The following is a 14,873-nucleotide window of genomic DNA, read 5'->3' as shown; positions in this document are numbered from 1 at the left end:
AACAACTCTATTCATAACTGACAACTGACTCCCTATGAAAATCCTCCTCACCTTTATCGGCGATAATGATCGCTATCCAAATGAAAAGCCCGGGGCTATTCTTTCCATTCTTCATCAGAGAGAATTTCATAAGATTTATCTGCTTTACAATCACGAGAGATATTTAAAGCCCGCTGCTGATATTTCACAATACTGCGAAATCCATTTTCCCAAGTTAAAAGTGGTCTGCAAGCAGGCTCTGGCAGAGAATCCCACAGATTACAACACCATTTATCCGGCCATGTACAAAGCCGTAAAAGAAATTCTCAAAAAAGAAAGGCGTGCGAAACATACTGTTTCGCATACGGTTTCGCTGACATCAGGAACCCCTGCCATGCATGCGTGCTGGATTTTCCTTTGCCAGGGCGGTGTCATTGACGCGGAGCTGATTCAGGTCTCCAGAGAATCCCAAATTTCTCAAGTCACGTTTGAACTCGATGATTTTCCCAAAATTCAGAACGTGAATGAGATGAAAGTGGAAATGACAAAGCTGGCCAGGGAAAACGAGGCTTTGAGAAATCAGTTGCAACTGACCCATGACAACATCATCGGAGAATGTCCTGATATTCTGAACGTCAAAGAACAGATCAGAATTTTTGCGGACACAGATATTCCCATTTTCATCCGGGGCCAGAGCGGAACAGGGAAAGAACTTGTGGCTGAAGCGATTCATTACAACAGCCCGAGAAAAGAGAAGCGGCTGATAAAAGTCAATTGCGGGGCCATTCCTCATGAGCTGTTTGAAAGCGAATTTTTCGGGCATAAGAAAGGCGCATTTACCGGCGCAGTTTCAGACAAACCCGGAAAATTCAGGCTGGCAGATGGCGGAACCGTTTTTCTTGATGAAATTGCGGATTTGCCGCAGACCATGCAGGTGAAACTCCTGCGGGTGCTGGAGGACGGGATTTTTGTGCCAGTGGGTGGCGTCAATGAGGAAAAAGTAAATGTCAGAATCATTTCCGCCACCAATAAGGATATCCGGGAAAAGGTGAGACATGGGGAGTTTCGGGAAGATTTATTTTACCGTCTGATTCATGCGGAGATAAAGCTGCCCAGACTGCGGGACCGAGGAAACGACAGGCTCCTGATTGCCCGACATATCCTGGAGCAGCTGAATCGGAAATATGGCAAAAAGAAATCGCTGGGAAAATCAGCAACAGCATTGATTTTGAAATATCGCTGGCCCGGAAATATCCGGCAAATGAAAAGCACACTTGAAACAGCCTATGTGTTTCCAGGGAATAAGATCATGGCGGAAAATATGAATCTCATTGAGATTGAACAGGTATCAGACGGCATTATGATTCCTGATGAGGGCGTTGATCTGAATCATGAGATTCTCCCGAAGTACTATGAGGCTGCATTAAAAAAGACGGGCGGAAATGCGGAGCAGGCAGCGAAATTGCTGGGGCTGAAGCCGCATACATTCAGGGCGAGGTTGAAAAAACTGAGAAGTAAAGATATTTATCTTACACGCTATATGGAGTAACAGAATTTAAGAAAAAGCACATCCGGAGTGCGAAAATAGAGCGAAGCGGTTTTTCGCATCCGTGCATCCGGAGTGCGGAAATAGAGCGAAGCGATTTTTCGCACCTCTTCGTAAAGATAAATATTTTCTCAAAAGCTATAGTATAAGAAAGGAGAGAATAACCATGTATGATGAAAAAATACTGCCCGTGGAGGAGATGCTGGCGTATGAGGAGTTCACGGACCGGGTGGAAATCCTTCGGGAACTGGATGCATGGGTGAAAAATATTCAGCGCATGGCCTCCCCGAGCACCGCGATCATTTCGCCCCGGCGCATGGGAAAAACCGTGCTTTTGGACAGGCTGGTGAACACGGTCTTTTTCAAGCCCGAGTACCGGGTCGCGCCGTTTTATTTCAGGATGACGCGGGAGAAGACGACGCTGCGGAAATTTTTGCTGGAATATGCCACGACTTTCTTCCGTCAGTACATTGCGTATTGCAATCAGGATCCCGTCTTGTTTCAAGATGAGTCTCTCGAACTGGGAGAACTTCTGGAACAAGACTCTGAACACGATGCGGTCAGGCTTGCTCAAAAGATGATCCGGGACTTTCTCAGACGTTATGAGAAGAACACTCATGAAGATGCCAGAAATCAATGGGATGCCTTCATCCGTATTCCCGAAAGGCTGGCCTCTTTTTCCGGAACCAGGGTGGCGGTCATCATTGACGAGTTTCAGGAAATGAAGTTCTCTGTTTATGATACCTCGGAGGAGCATTTCACCGAGCTGGGGGCAAGGGGAATGCTGACAGATCAGGGCGCGACCAATCTTACAGCCACATACGACCGCCAGTCCCAGAGCCGCAAGGCTCCCATGCTGGTGTCCGGCTCCGCGGTCACGCTGATATTCAGGACTGTGATGGGGGGGCCGCTGGGCGGACGTTTCGACTTCAGATATCTGAGGCCGCTGTCGGTTCCGGACGGAGCGGCCTTGCTGCATCAGCTTCTTGATATTTATCTGCCGGATGTGACAGCCAGCCCGGAAAACGCGCTTTACGCCAGCGCACAGGTCGGAGCTCATCCGTATTATCTGTACTGTCTGGCAATGTCAAAGTCCGAAGACAAAAAATTTGATGACACAGATTCCATTGACAGGCTGATCCGTTATGAGACCGAGCAGGGAAAGATTTTCGGTTTCTGGCAGACGCATTTTCAGGACAACCGGATGCATATCAACACGGACAGTGACGAGGTGCTCGGCAAAAAAATCATCTATTATTTCACCCGCTACAACAATCAGCCGGTGGGAATCAGGGAACTGGCCGAGAAACTGAATGTCCCGAAAAAGACGGTGGAGGAGAAGATCGAAAGGCTTTATCTGGCGGATCTGGTCTGGCGAACCAGGGCCAGATATTACGCATTCAATGATATCTGTCTGATGCGCTACATCAAGTTCGTGTATGAGAACGACCTGGAGGATGTCGAGGAGATTGATCTGAGCCAGCAAAATCTTTTCAATAATCTGAAAGGCCGCTTCCTGGAGCTTGTGGTGCAGGTGACCATGATGAAATTCAATAATGAGACTTTGGACGGGAAATTTTTCGGGAAGACCGGAGAAATGGAGACGCCGCTGTTTCAGTTCGCGGATACGAAATATGTGAAAAGCTCTGGCAGCAGGTCATACCAGATTGACGTTTATGCCAGGGAAAGGCGGAAAGGGGAACGGATATGGCTCTGCGAGTGTAAATATACAAAAACTAAAATGGGAATTAAGCAGGTGGGAAAGCTGGAGGATGCGGCCGTTGCACTGAGACAGGAGGCGGAGGAATTGGGGCGCACGGTTCCCGACATACAGATGTGGCTGGTCTCCACCGGCGGGTTTACTGGAGAGGTTGCGGAATATGTCAGGGAGAGGGAGGATATTTTCTTCTCCGATTACGAGGGCATCAACGGCATTTTCCGAGCCTACGGAGGCAATTACAATATCCCGGTGTTTAAGGAGCAGTAGATGAGAACCCGCTCCGGAGTGCTAAAATTTTATTTTAGCAACCGAGCCTACGGAGGCAATTACAATATCCCGGTGTTTAAGGAACAGTAGATGAGAACCCGCTCCGGAGTGCTAAAATTTTATTTTAGCAATTTTGCCAAAATAAAATTTTGGCACTCCTTTTTATGCGGGCAGACACGCTGATCAATTGCCCTCAGCGAAAACATAACATATTAAAAAAGAGAGAATGATCATGTATGATGAAAAAATACTGCCCGTGGAGGAGATGCTGGCGTATGAGGAGTTCACGGACCGGGTGGAAATTCTCCGGGAGCTGGACGCATGGGTGAAAAACATTCAGCGAATGGCCTCCCCGAGCACCGCGATCATCTCGCCGCGGCGCATGGGAAAAACCGTGCTTTTGGACAGGCTGGTGAACACGGTCTTTTTCAAGCCCGAGTACCGGGTCGCGCCGTTTTATTTCAGGATGACGCGGGAGAAGACGACGCTGCGGAAATTTCTGCTGGAATACGCTACGATATTTTTCCGGCAGTATGTCGCATACTGTCATCAGGACCCGATTCTGTTTCAGAACAGGTCTGTCAAACTGAAAGAACTGGCGGAATATCACTCGGACCATGACGCGGTGGGACTTGCCCAAAAAATGATCCTGGATTTTCTCAGACGCTATGAGGAAGAGGGTCATGAAGATGCCAGAAACCACTGGGATGCTTTCATAACTGTTCCTGAAATGCTGGCCTCCTTTTCCGGAACCCGGGTGGCGGTCATCATTGACGAGTTTCAGGAAATGAAGTTCTCTGTTTATGATACCTCGGAGGAGCATTTCACCGAGCTGGGGGCAAGGGGAATGCTGACAGATCAGGGCGCGACCAATCTTACAGCCACATACGACCGCCAGTCCCAGAGCCGCAAGGCTCCCATGCTGGTGTCCGGCTCCGCGGTCACGCTGATATTCAGGACTGTGATGGGGGGGCCGCTGGGCGGACGTTTCGACTTCAGATATCTGAGGCCGCTGTCGGTTCCGGACGGAGCGGCCTTGCTGCATCAGCTTCTTGATATTTATCTGCCGGATGTGACAGCCAGACCGGAAAACGCGCTTTACGCCAGCGCACAGGTCGGAGGTCATCCGTATTATCTGTACTGTCTGGCAATGTCAAAGTCCGAAGACAAAAAATTTGATGACACAGATTCCATTGACAGGCTGATCCGTTATGAGACCGAGCAGGGAAAGATTTTCGGTTTCTGGCAGACGCATTTTCAGGACAACCGGATGCATATCAACACGGACAGTGACGAGGTGCTCGGCAAAAAAATCATCTATTATTTCACCCGCTACAACAATCAGCCGGTGGGAATCAGGGAACTGGCCGAGAAACTGAATGTCCCGAAAAAGACGGTGGAGGAGAAGATCGAAAGGCTTTATCTGGCGGATCTGGTCTGGCGAACCAGGGCCAGATATTACGCATTCAATGATATCTGTCTGATGCGCTACATCAAGTTCGTGTATGAGAACGACCTGGAGGATGTCGAGGAGATTGATCTGAGCCAGCAAAATCTTTTCAACAACCTGAAAGGCCGTTTCCTGGAGCTTGTGGTGCAGGTGACCATGATGAAATTCAATAATGAGACTTTGGACGGGAAATTTTTCGGGAAGACCGGAGAAACGGAGGCACCGCTGTTTCAGGTCGTTGACACGAGGTATGCGAAGGGAAGCAGAACCAGGGCTTACCAGATTGATGTTTACGCCAGGGAGAGGACGGGAGCGCGGCTCTGGATCTGCGAGTGCAAATATACCAAAACGAAAATGGGAATCCGTCAGGTGAAAAAACTGGAGCAGGCTGCCGAGGCACTGAGGCAGGAGGCAGAAGATGCCGGACTCTCCGTTCCTGAGATACAGATGTGGCTGGTCTCCACGGGAGGGTTTACGCAGGAAGTCCTTGAATATGTCAGGGAGAGAGCGGATTTCCTCGCTTCTGATCATGAAGGAATCAACAGCATTTTCAGGGCTTACGGAGGTAATTACAATATCCCGGTGTTTAAGGAGCAATAGATGAGAATCCGCTCCGGAGTGCTAAAATTTTATTTTTGACCTTTCCAGTATTGAAATTAACATGCTGTTTATATTGAGTTTACATAAATTAATCTCATGAAAATGCGTTTGAAACCAGCTTATATTTTAAGAATGCGAATCTGTAGTCAGACACTCGGATTTAAAATTTTTCTTGGCATACGACGGACTTCGTGATATACTGTACAAATATACGGTTCGGAAATATATGTCCGAGCCTCTGACCGCCCTGATTCCGGGTGCCGATATTATAAGGAGGTTCTTATTATGACAACGAAAACCGCTGAGGAACATTTTACCGAAGAAATGCTTCGTGCCGCCGAGGAGTTCGGAAAAATACTCCGCCCGTATTTCCGCCGGATGCCTGATGAGGATATGGAAACCCTTCTTCTCATCAGCATGGCGGTATTTCTCGGAGCGGACAATGTTTACCAGGTTATGCAGGTGCTCGGACTCCCGAAAACCGCCACCTATGACCGTGTTAAAAACGTCAGTGTTTACTGCTGGCGTAAGTTCCTGCAGAATCACCTTTACAGCATCGCTGTTCCTCTCCTGCGGGAGAGGCTCACCATGAGCGATGCCACAAAAAGCCGGGACGGACTGATTATGGCAGTCGATGACTCCGTGATTGCCCGTATTGCCACGGAACTCGGCTATGTATGGAAATGGTGGAGCGGCCAGCTTAAACGCGTGGCGAACGGGCAGAACGTGATCGCTCTGATTCTGGTAATCGGCGACATTATTCTCCCTCTCGACGTGCGGATAGTCTCCAAACAGGGCAGGGGGCTTAAAACCAAGCCTGAGATATATGAGGAGATGCTGAAAGCCGCCGAAGCAAAATTCGAAGCCGCGGGCATTGACATCAGCCGCCTCGGAACTACAGGTGATGCGGCATATTTTTCTCAGGATATCGCGGCATTCTGCCGCGGTGAATGTTCGGAAGAAGCCTCGTCCGAATCGGATGCGTCAGCTACAGACACCGGCCTTGCGAACGAAGATGCCGAATCGTCCGATCCCGCACTCTTACTGACTCTTACCGGAATTTTCCGCGGCAAGGACAACTACGTCTTTGAAATTGACGGAGAAATCCGGAAGGCCGGCCAGTGGCGGAAAAATTTCAAAGATCGTCTTACTCCCGGATGGGGAACAGACGGACAGCCGGTGTATCGAACCGAAGCAGTAAGCGAAACCTTCGGCGAGGTTATTCTCGTCTTCTATATTCCGAAGGGGAAACGGGCGGTCAGCTACCTTATTATAGCAGGACGACCTCTGCGTAGCAGCGAGGCACTGCATGCCTTCGCCTTCCATCATCGCATCGAAGAATTCTGGAAGCTCCTCAAAGACACTCTCGAACTGGGAGCAATGCATCTCCGAGATCGGAAGGGGGCTCATGCCTGCGTCGGCGTCAAAGTCATCGCATACCTCGTCGTCAATATGATGAAGCAGAATCTGAGGAAGCTCCGACGCTTCCGAAATGTGACCATTAACAAGTTAGTCAGACTCTGCCCGAAGTTCGTTGACGTCCGAAAAATTTTCAAAGAGCATTTTCAGAGTATTATTCCCAATAATCACACGTTGGATAAGGCTTTAGCGTGATTTCAGAAAGGTCAATTATTTTAGCAACGCTGTTCGCGAATGATATGCGCTGTCAAAAATAAGTCCGACCTCTCCTGAACCGTATCCTCGTCTGTATCGCTCTCCGTTCAGGTGAGCAGTCTCATCCCGTGCGATGTCATGCTCTCTTTTCCCCGGCCGGGTAAAGCGCCACGCGTTTTCCAGCGGATGTTTGAAGAAGAATGAGCCAAATGGCCAGCATAAGGCCGCCGCTAACGATTCCCAGCAGGCCGATGGTGCGGATTTTGTCGGCCCAGTTCAGGGAGATCAGCCACATGGCAGCGGCTCCCAGCATAAAATAGATAAAAATCAGAAGCGAGGACGCAGCTCCGGCATACTGGTCAACCTGCTCCAGAACCAGGTTGTTGCTGGGGGGACGGCTGAGGCCGAATGAGAAGGAGACAAGGGTCATGGGCAGGGCCAGCCCCCAGGGATCCGGAATACACCGAATAAAAATCACCAGACCGCCAATGAGGATTCCCGAAAAACCGAGGGTCATCAGCCCTTTTGATCCCAGCCGGCGTGTCAGACGTGTACAGGCAAAGGAGCCTGCCATTATGGCCAGAGCATTTAAGGCAAAAAAATAGCCAAAGACCTGCTCAGACAGTCCGAGCCGGGTAATGTAGATATCTGCGGATCCGGCAATGAAGGCGAAATGCGGCAGAATGATGATGGACATCATCAGCGCAAAACCCATATACCGCCGGTGGCACAGCAGTTTCAGGTAAATTCCCGCGCTTCTGAGAACACCTGTGTCCGAGGGGCTTTTCAGCGTTTCCGGCAGGCGGAACACACCGATCCAGGCAACAGCGCCGATCATCCCCTGGATCACAAATATCCATCGCCAGGAAAACCAGATCATCACCCATCCGCCAACTACAGGAGCCAGCATGGGGGCCAGGGCCATGATCACGCCGACATAGGCCAGAATTTTTTCACGTTCCCCTGCCTGGTAAACATCCTTGGTGATGGCCAGGGCCAGCGCCGATGCGGAAGCTGCCCCCGCGGCTTGGAGTATCCGAAAGACAATCAGGCTGATCACGTTATCCGAAAACGCACACAGCAGGCTTGCCAATGTAAAAATGCCGATGCCGACAAGCAGGGGCGGCCGTCGGCCAAAGCGATCTGACAGCGGCCCGTAAACCAGGAGAAATATGCAGTAGCTGACAAAGAACCCTACCAGTGTCAGGTTGACGATGGTCAGAGGCTGGTTCCACATCTTCTGAAGCAGCGGTATGGCAGGCAGGTACATATCGGTGGAGATGGGAGGAAAGGCCGTCAGCAGCGCGAGCAGAAACAACAGTCTGTTTTTGTAAATCGTGGTCACAATTTTCATATTAACTTTCCAATGAGTGAATAATTTTTTTGTATGCGGGTCATTTGTCCTCGCCGAAATCTCCTTATTTTTGGTTAATTTTAGCTGTAAAATAATGCAAAGATATGAAAGTTGCAATCTTTTTTATCAGAAAAAATTCCTTGGCGTGAAGCAGAAGCAAAAATGGAAGAGGGGATTGAGCAAAGACAGACTGAAGGTGTTTAAAAACGTGGGGTGGAAAACTTTTTCTGCCATTTCTGCGAAATCAGGAACAAGGAACTAAGCTGAAAAATCTGGCTGTAAAATAACTGATTCTGACGGATTTTGTTGACAGGCAGGCCGGGATGGTGATGATTCGTGCGGCCGATATTTCAGCAAAAAGTACAGGGAAAAAAGATAAGAAAGGGAAGGGAAGGCCCGTCTTCCCTTTCTTATCTTTTTTCCCTGTACTTTCGGATAACGGATCAACAAAATTCGTTAGAATCAGTAAAGTAATCATGTCATGCGAAAAAAGAGGAAATGAATACGCCTGTTAAAAAACAGCTTTTACCTATGATCGGAAGGGAAAGCAAAATATGTGAGCTGGCAATCCGCCAGTTGGAGAACAAACTCAGAGTGTTTGAGGAAAAATACAGGCTGAGTTCAGCCGAATTTTATGAGCGGTTTCAACAAGGAAAGATGGGGGATGAGCAGGATTTTTTTGAATGGAAGGCTTTGTTTGAAGGCATTTTGGACTGGCAAGAGACCAAAAAAGGAATTATGAAGCTCGAATATATTTGATAATTCATTGTAATTACAAAAGTTTCTTTTGATAAATATATTTTTTCAGCTTTTGGTAAAAATTTTCATGGGTTCCGACTGAGTAAAGGTAAAGAGTCTCTTCCATAACCTCGTAAGCCAAAAGCAATTGTGTATTCAGAGATTTTTGAATTTGAACACACGAATACCGCTCAGGTCTCCGGCTTTCATGACACCGACTTCGGGTTCTTCAGCGATTCTGCGGACGGCACCGTCCATATCCCTGATTTGTTTCTTTTGCAGACGTTTTTTCTGTCTGGCGAACAGCGGAGACTGTATAATTTTTTGTATGTTGCTCATTTGCCCTCGCCGAAAACATAAGGAGTTCCCAATCCGCCTCTTATTTCTTCTCTGCCTGTCAGAATATCCTGAATAAACGGCAGGGGAAGGTCGGGATTTTCTTCCGCAAGCTGACCGATTTTGGCCCAGTATTCTATCTGTTCGTCAGCGGTGCGTTTAAAAAGTTCCCCTCTGATTCTGGCTTGCATTACCAACTCATCCGATATATTTATACCTGTAGCCATGATAAGACTCCTTATGTTGATTAATTTTAGCTGTAACATAATACAGAAATTTGGAAATTACAATATTTTTCATCAAAAAACATCGCCTATTCTGAAAGGGAGGGTAAAAATGGCAATGGTGGTTAAACAAAGACAGATTGAAGGTGTTTGACAACCTGATATGACAAAAAACAGATTGAGGGCGTTTAAGGGTAAAAATATTTATGTTTAAAGTAAAAATTTTTACCATAATTTGTAATTTTGAAAACACATTTTTTATAATAACTTATTGATACAAATTAAAATTCTCTGATTTTAAAATATTTGGCACACTCCTTGCTTTAAGTTTTGTCATTGTAAAGGGCAGTGGCTATTTTCAAATTTTTTAATCAGGAGAATTCTAATTTGAAAAATATACTGATCATCTCGTTTGATTTAATCAGAGAGGGAGAATCGGACAAGTCGTTATCTGCCGCTTCTCTTTTGGCGTTTCTTAGAAATGATGAGAGATACGGGGCTGAATTTTTCGTTCATCATTTGCCGATCAATGTTTTGAAATTTGGTGACAGATTAAGTGAAATCGGGTCATTTTTATCTGTTTTCAACTTTGAGGAATTTGATGCCATTGCCATATCCTGTCATGTATGGTCGGAACATCTGACAAACCCCTTGATTGCAAAGCTTCGGGAGGCCGGTTTCAGGAAAAAGATAATATTGGGAGGGCCTCAGATTTCATGTCCGAACCATCTTGTTGAAAATTATCCGGATTGCCAGATATTCATAATCGGCTATGCGGAACAGTCTTTATTGAATGCAATTCTCTGTTCGGAAATGGCAGATTTCCCTCTTTTTTTGAAAAATGGCTTTGATTTCAAATCTGTTCCGTCTGTTTACACAACAAGGGAAATTGAAGTTGCGGACAATCAGAAAATGGTAAGGCTGGAAACCAAAAGAGGATGTCCTTATCGTTGCAGCTTCTGCGCCCACAGGGATTTGGAAAGCAATAGGGTTTTTAATTGCACCGGAGACAAAGTTTTTGAGGAGTTGTCCATTTTTAAAGCAAAATCGGTTCGGAAGATAAATGTTATTGACCCGGTGTTTAATATGGGGCAGAATTATCTGGATATTCTCAGGGAAATGAGGCGGATTAATCTGAGTTCGGAAATATCCTTGCAGACAAGGTTTGAAAATATAAGAGGCAGGGACGGAGAGGCATTTTTAAATCTCTGCGGAGCGTTAAATGTTCATTTGGAATTTGGCGTTCAGACCGTTGTCGAAGATGAATATAAGGCGGTGAACAGGCTGAACAACGTCAGGAAAATAAAATCGCTGATGAGGAGACTGAATGACAGGGATATTTCGTATGAAATCAGCCTGATTTACGGGCTGCCAAATCAGACGTTTGATTCGTTCAGACGCAGTGTTGATTTTGTGAGGAGGAATGGCTGTGATAACGTGGTCGCCTTTCCTCTGATGCTGCTGAAAGGGACTGAGTTGTATGCTGAAAGGCGGAAGTGGAACTTTAAGGAAAGGCGGCTTGGAAAATTTGGCATTCCGGTTGTTGTGGGCAGCAACTCTTTTGGCGAAGATGAATGGTATCGCATGAAGGATTTGGCGGAAAGACTGAATCCGAGTGCAAGGATATAAATTATTGTATTAGGAGGATATAATGGAAAAAATATTTGAATTTAGTAAGATAAATATGCATGAACATGTTTTTGAAAATCTAATCGTTTCATTGCTCTCAAATTATTTGAATAAGCAAACAGAGCTTCATCCTGAGAATCCAACCATTTATCTTTTTAAAGGAATCCTCCATTTTTTGATGGAAAAAAAAGATGAAGCTGTAAATGATTTTGATAAGTTTATTGAGTTTGCTCCTGAAGATCGAAACAACTATTTCATACGAGGGATTTTCTATCACCTGCTGAAGAAAGAGGAAGCTATAAATGACTTTAATAAAGCCATCGAACTTGATGAAAATCCGAAGAATTATCTCTTCCGAGCATTTTTTCATCTTCTCAAAGAAAAAAAGAACGAAGCTGTAAACGACTTTGACAGATTCACAGAGTTTTTCCCTGAAGATCAGAATTATACTGCCATTCGAGGATTTTATCATTCTCTTCTGAAGAAAGACCAAGCTGTAAATGACTTAAACAAAAACATCGAACTTGAGCCTGAAAATCCGAAGAATTTTTTCATGCGAGGAATTTTTTATCTTCATAATGAGAAGCTGAACGAGGCTGTAAATGACTTTGATAAAACCATCGAACTTGAGCCTGAAAATCCGAATAACTATCTTCTTCGAGGCATTTCCTTATATTTCATAAAAAAGGAGGACGAAGCTTTTAAGGATTTTGAAAAATCTATTGAACTTAACCCTGAAAATTTGGTGCCTTATTCCATTCGAAGATTTGTTCATTATATGAAAGGAGACTTTGAAGAATCCTTTCGTATTTTTGAAAAAGAATTTCAATTATCTTCTGAACAGAATAATTTTATTCGATTTATTTATAAATTATTATCTAATATAAATTCTACAATTCGTAAGAAAGAAGTCCAGTTAAAAACTGATATCTTTCAGGCCGTCAGCCACACCATCAGCAACATCATGCTGGCAAACAAAAGCATCACCAGAAGAATCAAAAACGGCACAAGCTCCGTGAACGATGTCAGCCGTCTGGAGCTTCTCAATGATCTGGTTCTTTCAACCATGAACGCTGTCAAACTGGCTTTCAGCAACGAGAATATTGTTCTTTCAAGGGCGCAGGATGAGCTATTTTATGAAAAGATCAAAGACGGAATCAGCCTGCATGATCTCCTCTGGTTCTGCCTGAATGTCAATCTTTACTATCTTGTGGTCGGCGAAGGCGAAGAAGCCTGGGCAACCATAAGAAACATATTCTTCTCCATTAACAGATATGATAAGAAGGATGTGAAGGAGAAGCTGGCGATGCTCAAGGAAATGCGGAAATCTCCCCATTTCTCAATTTCCGAATTGTCCCACGATCAGATCGCCGGATTTGTTAATGCCTTTCAGAGCGAACAGTTTGAGGCGATTCGCCGCTTCTTTGCCATTGAAATTGAAGCACTCGGGAATCTTTATGTGAAAAAGAATTCCTATACCTTTTCTGTGCTGTTTATCATCCTTTTGGAACTGACAAAAAACATGATTCGTTACGGAACAATCGAGGATACGGACACCAGAAAGTTCACCATTAAAACTGAAAATGCGGAGGATTATGTTGTTCTGACCTTGGAGAATGTCTGCCAGAAATCCAGAACGAATTTCAAAGAAAGCACCCTGAAGGGACTGGCTATGATCCAGGAATTTTCAAAGGTCGTGGGCAAATTCGAGCAAACCGAGAAGAATATGGAAGATTCGGAACATCTTGAATTTGCCGCAAGGCTTTTTATCAAAAGACCGGAACATCTTGAATTTGCCGCAAGGCTTTTTATCAAAAGACCGGAACATCAGGAAACGGTTACAAAGGAGGGAATGTGAAGAAGAAGATTTTATGGGTTGAAGATAACGCTGATTCAGTCCGAAACTGGGAGCTTTTTGAAAGAAATCTGTCCGAGTCAGATTTAAAGAATCTCTCTGATATGGAGAGAGAGGGAAAAGACTTTGAATTTGAAATCAAAGACTTTTTGGAAAAGAAAAACATCTTCATCGAAGAGGGATTTTCAGGGGCTTGCAAGCGGATATTTGAAGAGGATTTTGATGTCATTGTCTTAGATGTTAAATTTTCCACCGAACCGGGGAATACAAATGAAGAAAAACAAGCAGTTGAGGAAGCCAAAAATTTGTTTGCAAACGCCTTTCATCCGTTTGATGAGCAACACTCTGAGATTGAGACAATATTCAGTGAAATACTGGGCAATCAGGAATATGGCGGGCTGCTTCTGTTTTATGTGATATGTCTGCATTATGAAAACCGGAAAGGAATCTGGAATCTTTCTGACATAAAAACCAAAGTATGCTTTCTTTCAGCTCATTCCAAGCGTCCCGGAGACCTTCTGGCAAAATACGAGGCTCTAAAATGGAATCCTCAAATCGGCAATTATGTCAGGGAAGTGGAGAATAACTTCTGGAACAAAATTGATGAAGGACTGGTCAACGTCAAAGCATTTATTGAAAAAGACCCTTATCTTGATATTCTGGAAAAGTATCTCGGCAAAACCGAAAAAGAGCGTTTTGCAAACGTGCTTCAGACTCAGGATGATGAAACTCAGATTGAGGTGAATCTCCATAATCTCAGAAAAATCCAGGAGAAGATGCTGGAAAAACTTGCCAATGATGTCAGTTCGTTTCAAGGTATGAGAAACAGATATCTGCAAGGCGGCAAAATTAACGTCAGAGGTTCGCTGAGATGGTTGAATGACAATCCTGATTCGTTTCACATCAGGCCGGAGGATATCAGGGATTGGGACAAGCTGTTTGATGTTCTGAAGGATTGTTCTGACGATATCTCTAAACGGATTTATGAGTTTTTGCATTATCGCTCGCGAAAAAGGGTTTCAAACTGGAGCAATGATCAGGATATTGAAGGATTAAAGGTTTTTGTCCTGAAAGATATTAATGCGATCATTAACCGGAAAGATTTCTTTTTTCGAAACTTAATCCCCGAAAGAGATAAGAAAGACGAGTACGGAAAAATACACTGGATTCTGAACAAAAAGTTCTACTACGTGAGCGACAGTGAATATAAAAAGCTGAACCGCTTTCTTGTTGACCGGGTGCTGTCCCAAGCCATCCGAAAGAGAGAAATATACTTTGACGATGTGCATTACCATCTGGCTCTGAGCATTCATGCCATTGGCAGCGAGGCGGCGCATGGTGCAGTGATTAAACAACCGGATGTTCTGTATTCCATGATTTATGCAATGAAATGCGTTATCTTGAAGTTTGGGGAACTTTGTGGACAAAAGGCGGGGCTGAGGGATAAAAGCCGGGAATAAACGCCGAGCAAACGCCGAGGGATCAATCTCCCGGCTGAAAGCGAAAGTACGCTAAAGCGCACTGTAGCTGCCTTCAGGCTGACTTCGGCGTGAGCTCAGTC

The 14,873-nt window shown here is 45.3% G+C and carries 12 protein-coding genes; 8 read left to right on the top strand and 4 right to left on the bottom strand.

Annotated features, from left to right (window positions below; genetic code table 11):
• The first annotated feature begins 34 nt into the window (after positions 1-34).
• The 4 genes from dnm_RS00690 to dnm_RS00675 all read left to right on the top strand — a co-directional run bounded on the left by dnm_RS00690 (position 35) and on the right by dnm_RS00675 (position 7,176).
• Positions 35-1,528 carry a sigma-54 interaction domain-containing protein gene (locus tag dnm_RS00690; protein ID WP_207680802.1) on the top strand — a complete coding sequence of 498 codons (1,494 nt, stop codon included), beginning with the start codon at positions 35-37 and terminating at the stop codon, positions 1,526-1,528.
• Positions 1,529-1,691: 163 nt separating this feature from the next.
• Positions 1,692-3,512 (top strand): PDDEXK family nuclease, encoded by a 1,821-nt coding sequence (locus dnm_RS00685; protein ID WP_207680801.1) that lies wholly within the window; start codon positions 1,692-1,694, stop codon positions 3,510-3,512.
• 232 nt (positions 3,513-3,744) lie between these two features.
• A complete protein-coding gene (locus dnm_RS00680; protein ID WP_207680800.1) occupies positions 3,745-5,562 on the top strand; it encodes an ATP-binding protein in 1,818 nt (605 codons plus the stop codon).
• Positions 5,563-5,847: 285 nt separating this feature from the next.
• Positions 5,848-7,176: a hypothetical protein gene (locus dnm_RS00675; RefSeq protein ID WP_207677992.1), complete on the top strand. Its 1,329-nt coding sequence runs from the start codon at positions 5,848-5,850 to the stop codon at positions 7,174-7,176.
• A gap of 136 nt (positions 7,177-7,312) precedes the next feature.
• Here dnm_RS00675 and dnm_RS00670 read toward each other — a convergent pair whose 3' ends face one another.
• Entirely contained in the window at positions 7,313-8,530 is a 1,218-nt protein-coding gene (locus tag dnm_RS00670; RefSeq protein ID WP_207680799.1) for a multidrug effflux MFS transporter, read from the bottom strand.
• Positions 8,531-9,028: 498 nt separating this feature from the next.
• On the opposite strand from dnm_RS00670, the gene dnm_RS00665 reads away from it, so the two are divergent.
• Positions 9,029-9,289: a hypothetical protein gene (locus tag dnm_RS00665; RefSeq protein ID WP_207680798.1), complete on the top strand. Its 261-nt coding sequence runs from the start codon at positions 9,029-9,031 to the stop codon at positions 9,287-9,289.
• 13 nt (positions 9,290-9,302) lie between these two features.
• On the opposite strand, the gene dnm_RS31505 is transcribed toward dnm_RS00665, so the two are convergent.
• The 3 genes from dnm_RS31505 to dnm_RS00650 are packed head-to-tail and all read right to left on the bottom strand — an operon-like array spanning position 9,303 to position 9,831.
• Positions 9,303-9,395 (bottom strand): hypothetical protein, encoded by a 93-nt coding sequence (locus dnm_RS31505; protein ID WP_207680797.1) that lies wholly within the window; start codon positions 9,393-9,395, stop codon positions 9,303-9,305.
• A 29-nt stretch (positions 9,396-9,424) separates the two neighbouring features.
• On the bottom strand, positions 9,425-9,607 hold the full coding sequence (locus tag dnm_RS00655; RefSeq protein WP_207680796.1) for a type II toxin-antitoxin system RelE/ParE family toxin: 183 nt from the start codon (positions 9,605-9,607) through the stop codon (positions 9,425-9,427).
• Positions 9,604-9,831: a TA system antitoxin ParD family protein gene (locus dnm_RS00650; protein WP_207680795.1), complete on the bottom strand. Its 228-nt coding sequence runs from the start codon at positions 9,829-9,831 to the stop codon at positions 9,604-9,606. The genes dnm_RS00655 and dnm_RS00650 overlap by 4 nt, the downstream gene beginning before the upstream one ends.
• Before the next feature lie 384 nt (positions 9,832-10,215).
• Here dnm_RS00650 and dnm_RS00645 point away from each other — a divergent pair, with 384 nt between their 5' ends.
• Genes dnm_RS00645 through dnm_RS00635 form a run of 3 tightly spaced genes read left to right on the top strand, consistent with a single transcriptional unit; the run spans position 10,216 to position 14,772 of the window.
• Positions 10,216-11,457: a B12-binding domain-containing radical SAM protein gene (locus dnm_RS00645; RefSeq protein WP_207680794.1), complete on the top strand. Its 1,242-nt coding sequence runs from the start codon at positions 10,216-10,218 to the stop codon at positions 11,455-11,457.
• A 22-nt stretch (positions 11,458-11,479) separates the two neighbouring features.
• A complete protein-coding gene (locus dnm_RS00640) occupies positions 11,480-13,315 on the top strand; it encodes a tetratricopeptide repeat protein (protein WP_207680793.1) in 1,836 nt (611 codons plus the stop codon).
• Positions 13,312-14,772 carry a hypothetical protein gene (locus tag dnm_RS00635; RefSeq protein WP_207680792.1) on the top strand — a complete coding sequence of 487 codons (1,461 nt, stop codon included), beginning with the start codon at positions 13,312-13,314 and terminating at the stop codon, positions 14,770-14,772. Before dnm_RS00640 ends, dnm_RS00635 begins: the two co-directional genes overlap by 4 nt.
• Positions 14,773-14,873: the final 101 nt, after the last annotated feature.

It is taken from the genome of Desulfonema magnum (assembly GCF_017377395.1).
GTDB lineage: Bacteria > Desulfobacterota > Desulfobacteria > Desulfobacterales > 4be13 > Desulfonema_C > Desulfonema_C magnum.
Note: the sequence above shows the minus strand (reverse complement) of the source record. Positions and strands in the feature narration are given on the sequence as shown.